This is a genomic window from Bifidobacterium sp. ESL1133 (assembly GCF_058107325.1).
Map to the genome: position 1 here is coordinate 15,176 of NZ_JBYLUI010000006.1, position 14,412 is coordinate 29,587.

At 56.2% G+C, this 14,412-nt stretch carries 13 protein-coding genes and 1 tRNA gene; 7 read left to right on the forward strand and 7 right to left on the reverse strand.

From position 1 onward, the window contains the following. Nucleotides 1-159: 159 nt before the first annotated feature. The gene (locus AC3B5A_RS06785; protein ID WP_489799891.1) at nt 160-4,203 is read left to right on the forward strand and encodes a DEAD/DEAH box helicase; all 4,044 of its coding nucleotides are present in this window, start codon (nt 160-162) and stop codon (nt 4,201-4,203) included. A 129-nt stretch (nt 4,204-4,332) separates the two neighbouring features. Here AC3B5A_RS06785 and AC3B5A_RS06790 read toward each other — a convergent pair whose 3' ends face one another. From AC3B5A_RS06790 to AC3B5A_RS06800, 3 genes are all read right to left on the reverse strand, one after another. Beyond that, nucleotides 4,333-5,553, reverse strand: coding sequence for a helix-turn-helix domain-containing protein (locus tag AC3B5A_RS06790; protein WP_489799893.1), 1,221 nt, complete (start codon nt 5,551-5,553; stop codon nt 4,333-4,335). Further along, nucleotides 5,504-6,196, reverse strand: a complete 693-nt coding sequence (locus AC3B5A_RS06795) for a hypothetical protein (RefSeq protein ID WP_489799895.1) — start codon at nt 6,194-6,196, stop codon at nt 5,504-5,506. The genes AC3B5A_RS06790 and AC3B5A_RS06795 overlap by 50 nt, the downstream gene beginning before the upstream one ends. Before the next feature lie 97 nt (nt 6,197-6,293). Next, the gene (locus tag AC3B5A_RS06800) at nt 6,294-7,301 is read right to left on the reverse strand and encodes a hypothetical protein (protein ID WP_489799897.1); all 1,008 of its coding nucleotides are present in this window, start codon (nt 7,299-7,301) and stop codon (nt 6,294-6,296) included. Between the two features lie 190 nt (nt 7,302-7,491). Here AC3B5A_RS06800 and AC3B5A_RS06805 point away from each other — a divergent pair, with 190 nt between their 5' ends. Together AC3B5A_RS06805 and AC3B5A_RS06810 are read left to right on the forward strand one after the other, a co-directional pair. Continuing rightward, nucleotides 7,492-8,028 (forward strand): NADPH-dependent FMN reductase, encoded by a 537-nt coding sequence (locus AC3B5A_RS06805; RefSeq protein WP_489799899.1) that lies wholly within the window; start codon nt 7,492-7,494, stop codon nt 8,026-8,028. 85 nt (nt 8,029-8,113) lie between these two features. Continuing rightward, nucleotides 8,114-8,187, forward strand: a tRNA-Ile gene (locus AC3B5A_RS06810). A gap of 78 nt (nt 8,188-8,265) precedes the next feature. Here AC3B5A_RS06810 and AC3B5A_RS06815 read toward each other — a convergent pair. The 3 genes from AC3B5A_RS06815 to AC3B5A_RS06825 all read right to left on the reverse strand — a co-directional run bounded on the left by AC3B5A_RS06815 (nt 8,266) and on the right by AC3B5A_RS06825 (nt 10,671). Beyond that, a complete protein-coding gene (locus AC3B5A_RS06815) occupies nt 8,266-8,901 on the reverse strand; it encodes an ECF transporter S component (protein ID WP_489799990.1) in 636 nt (211 codons plus the stop codon). A 238-nt stretch (nt 8,902-9,139) separates the two neighbouring features. Continuing rightward, nucleotides 9,140-9,877, reverse strand: coding sequence for a response regulator (locus AC3B5A_RS06820; protein WP_489799901.1), 738 nt, complete (start codon nt 9,875-9,877; stop codon nt 9,140-9,142). A 164-nt stretch (nt 9,878-10,041) separates the two neighbouring features. Next, a complete protein-coding gene (locus tag AC3B5A_RS06825; RefSeq protein ID WP_489760475.1) occupies nt 10,042-10,671 on the reverse strand; it encodes an NAD(P)H-dependent oxidoreductase in 630 nt (209 codons plus the stop codon). A gap of 123 nt (nt 10,672-10,794) precedes the next feature. Here AC3B5A_RS06825 and AC3B5A_RS06830 point away from each other — a divergent pair, with 123 nt between their 5' ends. The 4 genes from AC3B5A_RS06830 to AC3B5A_RS06845 all read left to right on the forward strand — a co-directional run bounded on the left by AC3B5A_RS06830 (nt 10,795) and on the right by AC3B5A_RS06845 (nt 13,705). Further along, nucleotides 10,795-11,574 (forward strand): ABC transporter ATP-binding protein, encoded by a 780-nt coding sequence (locus AC3B5A_RS06830; protein WP_489799903.1) that lies wholly within the window; start codon nt 10,795-10,797, stop codon nt 11,572-11,574. After that, nucleotides 11,571-13,010 carry an FtsX-like permease family protein gene (locus tag AC3B5A_RS06835; protein ID WP_489760472.1) on the forward strand — a complete coding sequence of 480 codons (1,440 nt, stop codon included), beginning with the start codon at nt 11,571-11,573 and terminating at the stop codon, nt 13,008-13,010. The genes AC3B5A_RS06830 and AC3B5A_RS06835 overlap by 4 nt, the downstream gene beginning before the upstream one ends. A gap of 66 nt (nt 13,011-13,076) precedes the next feature. Then, nucleotides 13,077-13,337, forward strand: a complete 261-nt coding sequence (locus tag AC3B5A_RS06840; RefSeq protein ID WP_489760471.1) for an AbrB/MazE/SpoVT family DNA-binding domain-containing protein — start codon at nt 13,077-13,079, stop codon at nt 13,335-13,337. Further along, the gene (locus AC3B5A_RS06845) at nt 13,334-13,705 is read left to right on the forward strand and encodes a type II toxin-antitoxin system PemK/MazF family toxin (RefSeq protein WP_489760470.1); all 372 of its coding nucleotides are present in this window, start codon (nt 13,334-13,336) and stop codon (nt 13,703-13,705) included. The genes AC3B5A_RS06840 and AC3B5A_RS06845 overlap by 4 nt, the downstream gene beginning before the upstream one ends. Nucleotides 13,706-13,787: 82 nt before the next feature. Here AC3B5A_RS06845 and AC3B5A_RS06850 read toward each other — a convergent pair whose 3' ends face one another. Then, nucleotides 13,788-14,303, reverse strand: coding sequence for a ClbS/DfsB family four-helix bundle protein (locus AC3B5A_RS06850; protein ID WP_489760469.1), 516 nt, complete (start codon nt 14,301-14,303; stop codon nt 13,788-13,790). Between the last annotated feature and the right edge of the window lie 109 nt (nt 14,304-14,412).

The window sequence follows — 14,412 nt, forward strand, 5'->3', positions numbered from 1 at the left end:
TTGTGATGAAAAGTATCCTGAGAGAAAGCTGGGAATCGAACTCTTCCTCAGTGGCTCTCCATGTTGCAGGTTGCCGCATACAGAGGTAGAATCAAACTTTGTGTTTGCGCGGCCTGAAATCCGCGTTGTTGTGTATTGGGACATGATGGGAGGCCTACTGTGGACTGGCATGCTTCGGTGTATGGGTCAAGGACTGGTGGCTCCGGTGGATTTGGCGTTGATCCCACAGAATACTCCTTCAGCGGGTTTGATGAAGGGTATGAATACGACGATACCTCATATGAAGACGACAATGAAACCGGCTCCACGTTTGGTGCCGCAGGCCATCATCCGGTATCGGATACCACGCTTAAGGCTAGCGCTGGCAATGCTTTCTACCGTGCGCAGGAGATTATCGACAGTGGGCGCATGAACTCGTTGAACTGTGAATCAGAAGGAAAAGCGCTCCAACTGAGCTGTTCTGTGGATTCTGCAGGGCTCGACGGGGAATACGCAGTGTGGGCGAAAATCGACGAAACGCGCGGTGAAATCGTCGATTCGAGCTGTACGTGCCCGGCATATGGCAGGTATGGAAAGACGTGCAAGCATGTTGTGGCTCTCATCATGCGGTACAACCGACGTCCGCAGGATTTCGATCCGCAAAACCCCGTGGGTGCAAGGAACGGTTCTGAATTGTCTCTCCAAGCAGGCAGAAGAGTACGTAAGCGGACCTCATATACGCTGCAGCAGTTTATGGCGGCGCAAAGTTCGGCGCAACAGGAACAGGCAAAAAACCGGCAGCTGGAACTGCTCAAAGCCGTGGGCAGCAAAGCTTCGGGAGAAGGAATGGCTGGAGCTCAGGCAAGTCTCACCGTGACCCCCGGCAGCGTGGTGCTTCGCCCCTTGCTTGAGGATTTTCGTTCGGGACGTTGGGGTTTGCGCCTGCACATTACCGTCCCACGGCGCAACATCTCGTATGTGGTCAAAGATATTTACAATCTGGTCGACGCAGTGAAGAACGGTAGGTTCTTCTCGTACGGTAAGAAACTGGCGTTCGTGCATACACGCGATGCGTTCGATGAGCGCAGTCGTGAGCTGCTGCATTTGGTGGAACGGGCAGTGGAGATTCGCAGTTCCATCACTCTCGGATACGATTATTACAGAACTAAAAGCGACAATGCGCACGTGGAATTGTCCGACGATGAGGCGGCGGAACTACTGAATCTCTATGTGGATCAGGATGCCACATTCGACTTTGCGGCCAGTGGCGGATGGCATACGGCGGCTACCCCCATGCATGTAGTGGACGGTGACCCGGACTTGGGCATTGAGATTGTGCCGAGTGATGTTCGTGATGAAGCCGGGCGCCGGACGGGTGTATCTGGCTCATATGGTGCCTCTGGAGTGAGGAATCGGCAGGCGGCCTCTCCTAGTGGGGGGCAAGGGTATGTGATTCGTCATCGGTTGAGCGTGGACCGGTTCATTGTGGGGTCTGTGGCGTCGTTCGTCATAGTTCATCCCAGCGGCGAAAGTGCGCTGCATGGAACGCAGGGGCAGGCCGTCCATCGGTGTTCGCAGAGCATGGTCGCCGAGCGTGAAGTGCTCACTGTGCTGTGTTCGCCCAGTGGTTCTGTGGAGGGCAGCGAATTATATTTGGAATCACGCGATGTGGAGGAATTTGCGCGCACGGTGTTGCCGCAGCTGGTTCCTGTGCAACGCAAGCAGACAGATATGAATGGGCTTGCGGCGCAAAGCGAGATTGAGGGGCAAACGTCGTCGCATCAAGCGGATCATGACGCACTCGTGTCTGCCTCCGCAGATTCCGGTACCGGTGTACAGGCGCATGGCGCTGCGGTAGTGGTGCCTGATGAACTTTTGGCGTTGCGCCAGACTCCGTGTGAGATTGAGACCTATCTGGACCGTGACGAATACGGAGTGACCTGCGACATTCAAGCGCGCTACGGCGAAGAACGATTCCATGTCTTTCTCGGCATCGGCCCCAACGAGCCGTTGACTCGAGATAAAGACACCGAACGTTTGGCTGTGGAAGCTGCCCGTCATTACTTCCCGGCGCCGGACGGTATCTTTGCGCGAATTCGTGAAAGCGACGACGACGCCATATATAAGCTGCTCAACGAGGGGCTTCCCGTATTACGCAGCATTGGTCAGGTGTTCTGCACGCCTGCGTTTGATGGGTTGCGCACCGTCTCTCATCCGGTACTGAAATTAGGCCTGAGCGTACGTTCGGGGCTGGTTGAGATCTCGCCGATCGCCGATGAAATCGACCCTGCGGAAGTGCCGGCACTGCTCAAAAGCTACCATAAACGCCGTCGGTTCCACCGTTTGAGCAACGGAGCGTTCGTAGATTTAAGCCAGATGGACGCCAGTAAGCTCGACGAGGTAAGCGCTGACTTGGGGCTCAAACCCGGAGAACTTTCCGCCGGTCCAGTTGCCGTGCCAGCGTACGAAGCCTACTATCTGGACGCACAAGCCGACGAAGACGATAAGAGCGACGAATTCCGCTCCTATTTGAACGGAATGAAAACCGTTGATGCGGCGCGTTACCAAGTGCCCGAGTCTCTTAAGTCGGTGCTTCGGCCTTACCAGCAGGAAGGTTTCCGCTGGCTTAATGCGGCCTGGGACAAAGGGTTTGGCGGCATCCTTGCTGACGAGATGGGACTGGGAAAAACCGTACAGACGTTGGCGTTCCTGCTCTCCCGGGTCGATGAACAACGCGGAATAGGGCCCAATATTATTGTCTGCCCGGCGTCACTGGTGTACAACTGGGCCGCAGAATGCGAGAAATTCGCGTCTGGTCTCAATGTTGCTGTGATGGCCGGGACGAAGAGTGAGCGACGAGGTGTGCTGCAACGCGTTGAGGCCGCGCAGAAAGCTTCGGGCAAGGATTCGGGCAATGTCGCAGATGCTGGCGGCAGCAGCGACGGAGGCGATACCAAGCTGCGCGCCGACGTGCCTGACGTCCTCATTACCTCCTATGACTTGTTGCGTCGCGATTTGGAAGACTACCGTAGTTTGCGTTTCTCCTGCATGGTGCTCGATGAGGCGCAATACATCAAGAACCACGCTACCAAAGCCTCGCAGGCGGTGCGCAGTCTCAACGCGCAGCACCGGTTCGCGCTCACCGGTACCCCTATCGAAAACCGACTTTCCGAACTGTGGAGCATCTTCGACTTTCTCATGCCCGGCATGCTTGGATCATACAAGCATTTCCGTGAACGGTTCGAGATGCCCATCATGAGTGGCGATGCCATAGTACAGAAGAAGCTGCAAGCGTTTGTTGGGCCGTTCATTTTGCGGCGACTCAAATCGCAAGTGCTCAAAGATTTGCCGGACAAGATCGAAAACGTCATCACGGTACGGTTGGAAGGCGAACAGCGCAAACTATATGCAGCGCTGGAACAACAATTGCGTGCCACGCTCAACAAGCAGCGAGACATCGAATTCAAAACGGGCAAGATTCAGATCTTGGCACAGCTGACCCGCCTGCGTCAAGCGTGCTGTGACCCGCGTTTGTTGTTTGACAACGTAGGCGTAAACGAAGTGAAACATGAAAGCCGGGCATGGGGGGCACCGGCACGAGACACCGCTGTGGACGAAGTGGAGGCAGGAGCAGCGCTTGATGCCGAGGCCACAGCCGCCGCAACTGCAGGAAGTGACGTCAAGCGTGCGCGAGCTGTGCCGTCGGCAAAATTGGATGCGATCGAAGAACTGGTGTCCAGCTGCCAGGATGCGGGGCAGAAAATGCTGATCTTCTCCCAGTTCACCAGCTTCCTTGACTTGGTGGCGCAGCGTTTGCGGCGCGAGCACGTGGAGTATTACACCATCACCGGTGCGACTGCCAAACGCAAACGTCTTGAACTGGTCGACCAGTTCAACGCCGACTCCACGCCGGTGTTCCTCATCTCGCTCAAAGCCGGCAACACCGGTCTCAACCTTACGGGCGCATCGGTGGTGGTGCATGCCGATCCGTGGTGGAATGCCGCGGCACAAGATCAGGCCACGGACCGCGCCCACCGCATCGGTCAGAAAAACGATGTGAACGTGTATCAGGTGGTGGCCAAAGACACCATCGAAGAGCGCATTCTGGAAATGCAGCGTACCAAAACCGATCTGGCGAGCCGATTTGTTGACGAAGCCAGTTCGAATTCCAGCGGCGGCATGGCCAAACTCAGCAAAGACGACCTACTGGCGCTGCTGGGATGAGGCCGGTGGGCGTCTGTCAGTCGCACGGGTATGCCCGTGACTGCTGATATCGTGATGTTGCTGTCTTGGGGATGATGAGTCATCGGTTGTCGATCTTCCGCGTAAGTGTGGTGGAAGGTAGGGATGACGCTACAGCAACCCGCCTTTATGCAAGGTCAGGGTGGGCTGCGGTATTGTCACGTTCTCGTCCGGATGTGGATTGTGTGATGTAACTGCCATGATTCTGCCGAAAGACAGGTCATGGATCTCTTGAGGAACCAAGCCGGTTTCCTCACTGAGCGTGCGTATCGAAATGCCTTTTTTCCTGTTTGACTCAGCAATGAAATTGAAAATCGTTGACTGTTCCGGTTCAATGCCGCGTGGTTCGGCGGTGCGATATCCCAATGAGGTGAGTTGTGAACAGACTTTTCGGTATGACCAGTCGGAGAGGCGGCCTAAATCGTGTGCACGGTGCGCCATAGCCATCGCAGAGACCTTGAAATATCGTTTTGCGTTGAGGATTTCTTTTGTTCCGCCCTCTGGAGGTATGAGGGACAGTACACGGTGCGCGGGCATGAGTAGTGCTGATGCGAATGCATGAGCCTCTTGCTCAATATCGCGCGGACGTGCTTTGTGGTGTGGAGCAGAGGCATCTGCGTCGAACGGGCGCTCACTCAACCCTGACTCGTGCATGACAAGATGGCCTAATTCATGCGCGATGTCGAAACGTATACGTTCTGCTGATTTTACAGTATCCACAGCAATGTATGGAGTATCCTGGAATACAAAGCTGAATGCATCGACTGCCTCATCCACGGGGGGCAAAGAAAATATCCTTATACCGTGTGATTCGGCTAGTTTGGTAAGGCTAGGCAGTGGATTTTCTCCATATCCCCAATCGCTGCGCAGCAGGGAGGCTGCATCCTGAGGGGAGAGGTTCTCTCCATTGGTGATGTCGAAGTTCAGTGGTGGCAGAAAAAAGTGTGCCTCAATCCAAGCGAATAACAGCAAGGCATAACGACCATGTCCGACTGCAGATTTCCGCTGTAAAGCAGTGGATTTTCGCATTGAACGGAACCAAACCTGACTTTCGTCAAGGTCGGTGACATGCAGTGTCTCTGGAGTGATGTCGAAATATGAGGGCATGACGTTGAGTGCCTGCGCGAGGTGTGTTCTGCTTTCTGCTGGGGCACCTGTCTTTTCGTAGTTTGATATGGTGCGCTCCGTGACACCCATGGCGTCGGCAAGACGAACTTTAGTCAGTCCGGCCGCTTCTCGCGCACTGGTGATTCGCCCGGGGTCAAGCAGGGAGCGGTGGGGATTATCGCTCGGAAATGGAGACAACGATATTCTCTTCTCCATTGCCGTCATCGTGGTGCTCCTCCATTAATTGCTCGGGATAGGAAGTATTCAAGCCTACCGGGTCAAGGATTATACGCTCACTCCACCCTTGAACGATATTGTTTGTGCTGACCGAGGATGGGAGCGATACTTCGATGTGTGCGGTGTCGTCAGGATTTTTGTGATAGACAATCAGCCATAGCGTCCCATGTTGCGCTATCTCTCGCCGGATAAAGAAACTCGAGAAGATGTCATCCTCCGCGCTGTTGCCTTCTGCAACCTCTGTTGCGGTGGTGTTGCATAGGCTGACGCGAGGATGGGCTGAGGAGTCTTTCGCGCGTGAAAGGTTATGGACGACGGCAAAACCAATTCCGAGTCGTGAATGATAGGCGCGAGGGGAGGCGTTGATGTCGGTGAGGAGTTGTGCATCCCATTCTGGAAGGATGTCAAGGCTATCGCGCAACGCTATGACGAAATGATGATAGAACATCGCGCCTTTCGCGCTTTGCTGTGCGTGCAAATCATCGATTCCGGAAGCCTCGCGCAAGGCGAGCGTTGCGGCTGATCGTATGAGGGAGGCAGGGAAGCCGAAACGGCGTTCTATTTCTGCGTCAGCGTCATCATGCTGCACTCTCCGGTAGTTGCCGGCGAAATCTGCTTGTATTGTTCCCATCGCCCCTCAATTCTATGTGGAAAACCGGAAATATATGAACTATGATACATGTGTGGCTACGTATGGTCAACTTGATGTGTGGATACTGCGTTTGATGTTATTGAAAACTCGCATAACGGCGTCTGTGGGTGGCGCTCATCCAGGGGTCGGGCCGATAGGTGGAGTCGAGATCGTCAGGCGGGATGGTGTTGATGTGAGTGGTTGCGGTACTCGCAGACATGATTGAATCCAGAAATACCGTAGCTCCTTCAGCGAGGCGTTCGGATATGTCTCGGGAGGAGCCTGCCTCGAATGGGTATGGAGCCGTGCACCAGACAGGGTTGACTTCCAAGATAACGGGTTTTGAGGGGCGGGATGACAACTGATCTAAAGCGTTTGACGAGAATGCGACAATCATGCTGGCAGTGCCGATATGCGCGGCTTGAGCGGCCTGCTCGGCGGCTTGCAGTGCCGTGTCTCGGTATGACATATGGAACCTGGCGCCGTCGAACACTGTTGTGACGGACTGTTCCTGGCTGGTGCGCTCGGCAAGGCCGATGCTGCCGGTCGGATGATGGACGCAGTATCCGCTTGCGGCAACGGCACGCCCTGCATGTACGAGAACGCACCATTCTTCACGAATGGAGGCAACATGGCCGTTGAGTTCGATGACGGATTCGGCAGGGGCTGGTGAGAGGTCGTGCTGCAATTCGTTCAACGTGCGGCGGGCGGCTCGAAATCCTGTGATGCGGCCCTGACGCAATCCTGACCATGGGCGGCTGCCAAGAGCGGACGGATAATCGGACCAACGGCGTATGGTGCCGACATCAGCAGCGATGCAAGCGCGTCCCAGTAGGTGTTGCTGCACATGCTCGGCCCAATCCGTACGAGGGGTTGCCAGCTGCAGATCGGATGCGCCATGCCTGGTACGCCACGCGTTCAACGCAACCAATAACTCGGGCGCAATCCACACGCCGTCCGTCTTTCCGATATCTTGCAGTGGGGATAACCCATGGTGGGTGTGCAGTTGGTATCGCGGTGGGTGCAGCCTTGCGTTGAGACTGGTAAATTCGTTGCTTACCCAAGTGAGCGGGCTGATCACATGGAGTGTGCTTGGCTCTTGCATGGTGCTTCCCTTCGTTCACAGGTGACCATTGCTCTCGCATATTCCATTGTATGGTGCGTATTTCCTCCAAGCGCAACGCGTGCAACACGCATGGGAGCATACTAGGCTGGGATGTGGAGACGGGTTCGTCGGCTGGCCTGAAACGTTGGTGCCGTGCGGATTCGTGCATGTGAATAACAAAGGAGTAATCATGGTCAAGATAGCTGTATTCGTAGGGTCACTGCGCAAGGACTCCTTCAATAAAAGTCTGGCTGAGAACGTCGAACGCTTGCTGCCCGACGGTGTGGAATTCACCTATGTGAACATGGATCTGCCGCTGTACAACCAGGATCTGGACGAGAGCATGCCGGCCGAAGTGTTGAACTTGAAGCGGACAGTGGAGGATTCTGACGGTGTGCTGTTCGTCACCCCGGAATACAACAGAAGCTTCTCAGGCGTGATGAAGAACGCTATTGACTGGGCTTCGCGCCCTTGGGGCAAGAGCTCGTTTGCTGGCAAGCCTGCTGCGATTATCGGTGCGTCCATGGGCGCCTTGGGTACGACTCAAGCACAATCCCACCTGCGCAACGTGGCGCTGTTCCTTGACATGAAGCTTATGGGACAGCCGGAAGTGTATTTCAACGCGGCCTCAGGGCTGGACGATGAAGGGAATGTGGTTGAGGAGTCGAAGGACTTCCTGCGCAAGTTCGCGCAAGCATTCGCTGAGTTCGTGGAGAGCAACAAATAGCCGTTTGCATAGCGTGTTGTGCCTGAGCGTTTCGTATGGTCGGCGCTTCTGCTAAGCTTCTTGATGCTGGCGTTCGCGCCGGCGTGGGGCTGTAGCTCAGTCGGTTAGAGCATCGGACTCATAATCCGTCGGTCCTCGGTTCAAGCCCGAGCGGCCCCACTTAGCGGTGTGTCAGTTTTCTGTTTGCCTAGTTTGGTTTGTGTGCGGCATGAGTGACAAACCACCGACAGCGTCTGTTCACGCTTTGCGAGCCCGTACTTCACGGCCTGAGGCAAAACGGTCGAGTGCCCCGGTTTTGGCAATGGCGAGGAATAAGAACCAGCTCATCACTCCGGCGATAACGATGCCACCGATGATCTCGCACACCATGTGCGTGATGCCGCGCGGACTGAGGAACGCCACGCCTTGGAAGCGGAACAGAAGCACATAGATACCGTATTCTACCGCGGTGAGTGCTCCGGAAACAACGGTGAGAATCAGGTTGAAACGGCGGTAGCGCATCAGTGCGAACGGAATTTCGGCGCACAGTCCTTGCAGCAGCGCTGAGATGAACACGAACGAGAACGAATACTGGTTGCCGAACAGCATTTCTGCACTGCTACCCACAAAATTGACGAAGATTGCCGCGCCGGGTTTGCGAATGATCAGTACGGCGAGTGGGCCGGAAAAATACCAGAAGGCATGCAGCAGACTGGCGATGCCGGGTAGGATGGCTCCGAGCAGGGGCGACAGTGCGGAATAGGCGAAGTTGAATCCCCAAAACACCACACCACAGGCCACGCCTAATGCTGCTCCGACGGCGATGTCGGCGGTTCTCCAGCGCAGGCGATGTGATGTGGGTGAAGCAAGTGGTGAATGTTGAGATGGTTGAATGTGATTTTGGGCATGGTTGTCCACAGTGTTCCTCGTGTTTCAGCTGCGCACAGTGTATGAATAGCAGACGTCCCCTTGACCTGCGCAGCCCGGGCGGAGACGCCGGTTGCCACTCTAGCAGTAAAGGCGTCTGCGCAACGCCTGTGTTCGTAAATAGGTAACACAGGTGAGATTGAGCACGATATCATTCGAATTTATAGCAACGCTGGCCAATGCGCTAGCTAGTCCAAGGTGCTAGTTAGTTCAATGTGCCGTTCATGAGCGCTGTGAGTTCTGTGCGGTTGCGCACGCACAGGACTTGGAAGATATGGCTTATGTGGTTCTTGACAGTGCCGGTGGAAAGGAACACGGCTTTTGCGATTTCCGAGTTTGTCTTGCCGGATGCAACGAGATAGGCTATTTCGCGCTCGCGTTCGGTCAGCTCATCAAGCAGCGTTTGTGCTTCGAGAGCAGATGCGGTGCCGAATGACTTTGGCAGGGTAGAGCTGGTGTCGGTACTCGCGAATATCGCATCGGGTGCAGCTGTGCGTGAGCCGTTGGCAATCACCTGCATGGCGCAGGGTACGGCGCTCGCGCCAAGTACCTGTCCGCCGGTTGCCGCCGTGCGGATGGCCTGTTCGAGGTCGGCTGCTGAAACGTCTTTCAGTAGGTAGCCCACGGCTCCGGCCTTGAGTGCGTTGATCAAGTTGTCGTCCTCGTCGAACGCGGTGAGCAGGATGCACTTGATGGTGGGGAAGCGCTGGTCGAACTGCGCGATGAGCTCCGGTCCGCTCGTCCCTGGCATGCGTGCGTCCACGAGTGCCACGTCGATATCCGGGTGAGCCGCGGCCAGGTCGAGCGCTTCGGCGGCATCGCGTGCCGCCCCGACCACTTCGATGCCGTCCATGTCGTCCACGAGCAGCGAGAGCCCGGTGCGTATCAGCTCCTGATCGTCCACGATGAGCAGCCCGACCACGCCAGATGCTTGCTCATTCATCCGTACTCCCATGCCCTATGACGCAATACCAAAAGTCTGTGTGAAACGTAACTTTCTCTAGTATAGTAGGGAACGTTTGAAAAGAAGGGAACTTTTCCTATCTACTAGGGAAAGTCATCTCGATGCCCTGTCCAGCAAAGACGCTTGTGTGCTTCGCGTCAGCCTCACGCTTGGCGTTGCGTCTCTTGTTGTTCTTGTGCCAGCAAGGAACCCAGCACTTTAATCTTCTCGATATGTTTGGCTGCGTGAGCGCGGGCTGCAGCCGAATCGTCGCCCATGCTCAGCTCGTCCACGTACACCAGCTCGGCATTATCCACGCCGCAGTAGTGGTGGAACATGTAGTAGATGATCTGCTTGTAGAGTGCATCGTGAATGCCGTTGTCGCGGTACCACTGCTCGGAGCTGCCGGTGAGCATGATGACGCGGAAGGTCTTGTCAGCGATGGCGCTCGGGCTTTTGTCCGGATTGTAGCCGAAATGACGGCAGAGCACCCGCTCGGTGAAGCCCTTCATCATCGCCGGCATGGTGCACCAGTAAATCGGAAAGACCAGCGCGATCACGTCGGCATCCTCGATCTTGCGCTGCAGTGCCGCCGCGTCCTCGGGCATCGGGCCTTCGTTCAGGTATTGCTTGCGGTCGGCCAGGGTGTAGGTGGGGTCGAAGCCGATTTCGTGCAGGTCCACGAACTCGGTGTCTGCGCCGGCCTCGGCCCCTCCCTCCAGGAACGCCTTGCCGACGGTTTGAGTCAGTGAATTTGGCTCGGGATTGGCCGTAAATGTCAGTAATTTGGTCATACGCTCATTCTAGTTCCGTTCATGCTAAGCGGTTCAGCCATGGTATTTCAGGGTTCGATATGACTTTCGGCATATCACTCACTGTGCTGTAAAGCGGCAAGATAGTAAGCGAATGGTTGAACTATGGCTATGAGCGTACAGGAGGGAATTTCGATGATGAGCGCTGATGTGGTGAACGGTTCGGGTGCGCAGCCCGGCGCCATGGTGGTGGCGCAGCATCTGGGCAAGAGTTTCGTTTCCGGCGACGGGACCGCCACGCCGGTGTTCAGCGATCTTGCCTTCAACGCAGGCAACGGCATGACTGCCATTACCGGCCCGTCCGGCTGCGGGAAGAGCACGTTGCTGTACTGCCTGTCCGGGTTGGAGCCGATTTCGCAAGGTGGCGCTTGGGTACTGGGTGAGGCGATTCATGATAAAAGTCAGAAGGATTTGGCGCTGTTCCGCCGTTCGCACATCGGTTTCGTGTTTCAGGCCTACAATCTCGTCCCGTCCATGAACGTGCGCGACAACATTGAACTGCCGCTCAACCTCGCGGGTCGCAAAGTAAACCGGGCGGCTGTTTCAGAACTGATTGCCAAGTTCCGTATGGATGGTCATGAAAAAGACGCCGCCGGCTCCCCCTCGGGAGGCGAGCAGCAGCGGGTGTCCCTGATTCGCACGCTGGTGGCCGACCCTGACGTGGTGTTCGCCGACGAGCCCACCGGGGCGCTCGACCAGCGTACCGGGCAGCTGGTGTTTGACGAGCTCAAGGCGTACTCCCACCGGCCCGGCAAATGCGTCGTCATCGTCACCCATGATCCGCGACTGGCAAGCCTCAGCGATGTGGTCTATACCATGCGGGACGGCAGATTCGTCGGCGCGGCGGATATGCAAGCTGCTGCGCCGCAGGGGGCGCGCGCATGAAGTGGGCATGGAATGACCTCAAAACCAACAAGGGCATCTGGGCCGGGGTGCTGCTGGTGCTGGTCGCTGTGCAGACCATCCTGTGCGCCTTGAGCGTGAGCATGGGCGTCAACGACTACTACATGGGGCTTTCGGTCAAGACGCGCGACCCGGCCAAGTATCTTGCCTCAGGCTTAAGCATGGTGTATGCCACGGCCATCGCGCTGGGTTGCTTGGTCATCATGCAGACCTTGCAGGCCTCGATCCGGCAGCGCAGGCAGGGGTTGGCTTTGCTCTCGCTCTTAGGGGCCACGCCTCGGCAGGTGTTGCTCATCACCATGGCGCAAGTGCTGGTGCTGACCCTGCTGGCGTCGCTCGTCGGTGCGCTCGTCTCGCCATTGCTTGCCCCTCGGATCATCGATTTCTATTCTCCTGGTGCGCGTCTGCCTGTGCCGTTCACCTTTACGTGGCGCAATTTCCCGCGTTCTGTGCTGACCGGGCTTGCTACTGGGGCCGTCGTGGCCTTGCTGGCCACGCGCCTGACGCTGAAGGAACTGGAGCAGATGGTCCCGGTCCAGATGCTGGCTCGCGCGCAGGGCGATGCTCCTCAAGCAACTGCCACGCGTGTGCGAGGCAAAGTCGCGTTTGCCATGGCATTGCTCGTTCTTGTGATGCCGATCGTTCTGGCTCTCTATCTTTCGCGCGGCAGTTCTCAAGCGTTGAGTAAGGAGCAGGTTGTCACCGTCCTCAATTTCATCGGTTCCGGCCCGGTGCTGGGCATCATTCTACTGCTCGTCGCCTTGGCCCGTGCTGGCGGACCGGTTATCGGCGCGATCACCAGATTCTGGACCCGACTGGTGCCGGTGAAGTCGGCCATCTGGAAAATAGCGCGCTCGCAGGCTGCGGTGCGCAGCCGTGGCAAGGCGTTCAGTGCCACCATTGTCGCTCTGGCGTCATGCATTTTTCTGGCCGCCGGTATGCTCGCGGCCGGTCAGACCAGTACCGCCGCAGTGCGAGCCGTTCCGGGTTTGGAGAACCTCACGTCCGGCGGTCCAAAGGAGATACTGTCCGGCCTGTGGGCTGCGCTGCTTATCGCTTTCATCGGCGCTCTCGCCAGTTTCGCCATATCTGCCAGCGAGCGCAACCTCGACCTGGCCCTTGTTTCCGTGGCTGGTGCAAGTCCCGACCAACTCATCGTGCTCTCTGTCTTGGATGGCTTCATCCTCATGATGACCAGTATCATCATCGCGCTCGGAGAAACGGTCATGGTTGCGCTCCTCACCGCAGTGGCCTATATGCCGATATCCGGCAGCTTCGCACCCGTCGTTCCGTGGGGCCTCCTCGCCGCCGTGAGTGCGCCAATCGTCGTCATTGGGTCATTCGCCACATACGTGACAGCGCGCAGCGCCCTGCAGGAGTCGGCCATCGCCACCATCCAGACCACCATCGGCGAATAGCTGAGTGCGAGTGGTGTGTAAGGTATATACTGGGATATACGTTATGTGTTGTGATGGGAGGCTGCTATGACTACATTGACGCTGTCGAAATGGGGTAACGCCGAAGGTGTGCGTATCCCCAAAAGTATACGAGAACAAGTGGGGTTGAAGGACGGCGAGCAGGTCGAGGCCACGGTCCGCAACGGTTCCATCATCTTGAAGCCGGTTCGTACGAACATGCGGGTCATTCATGTAACCAATCTGGATGACTTGTTCAAGAATCGGAGTGAGCCTTACCGGGCGAGCGAGGACCCGTTCGGTGCGCCGGTAGGGGAGGAAGCGCTGTGAACTGGCATTATGGTGACGTGGTATTGGTGGGTCTTGACCCCTCCAAAGGTCATGAGCAAGCCAAGCAATGCCCTGCGGTAGTGGTGAGCAATGACGGTTTCAATCGCAACTGCAGCACGACCGTGGTGATTCCCATTTCGCATGGTAGGCCGGATTTCGAACTGCATCAACCATTGAAGAAGACCAAGCGGGAAGACGGTGAAGGGTGGATTGACGGTTACACCCAAATCGAGCAAATTCGGGCGCTTGACTTAAGTGCTCGTGAGGCTCGTAGAATCGGCCGTCTATGCGACGAAGACATGGACGTTATTACCTCACGCATCCTCGGCTGCTACGTTCAGCCCAACATGATGGTCATTCCGGTGTAGCTGTCTTTTTACTCATCTCTGAACGCAGATGCAGACAGTAATAGACCGTGCAGTGATGTCATGATTGACGTTTTGCCCTCAATTAGGACTGAGTTACCAGCTTTTTCCACTTTCGGATTTTGGGCCGGAAATTGGTGAAAGGAGCCACGGTGTTGATGTGCACCCATTTCCAAATCGGCCACTGGGCGCTATTGTTGGCCCATTGACGTTGCCCGGCTTCCAGGAATTCGGTTTGGCTGAGCGTTGCCACCCACTGGCACACCTGGGCGACTAATTGATCCAACTGTTTGCGTTGCTCTTTCAGTGTTTGCTTGCCGTAGTCCTGATAAAACTGCTGATACAGTCCGCCTAAATTGTTCCACTTGTAGCCGGGGGCCGGGGTTATGACAGTTTTGCCTTGGCTCTCATCGTGTTCCCAAGCCAGCAGCAACGTCAACCAGCCGATTTGATATGAAATCATTTGCGACGGTGTTTTATCGACACCGTCCACCAACACGTCGCGCTGCTCCTCGGGTACGGAATCGAACTCGGCAATGAACTTGTCATACCTGTTGTTGATTTCGCCGACCAGTTCTTCCGGGTTGGCATACGTGCGCATGTGCATCTCCTAATCTATAGGGGTGGTTTTTACAGCGTAGCATAAAGCTTATTTTGGCGCGTCTGAGGTGGGCGCTTTCTCATTTATCAAGGGAACAATGAGGGTGACT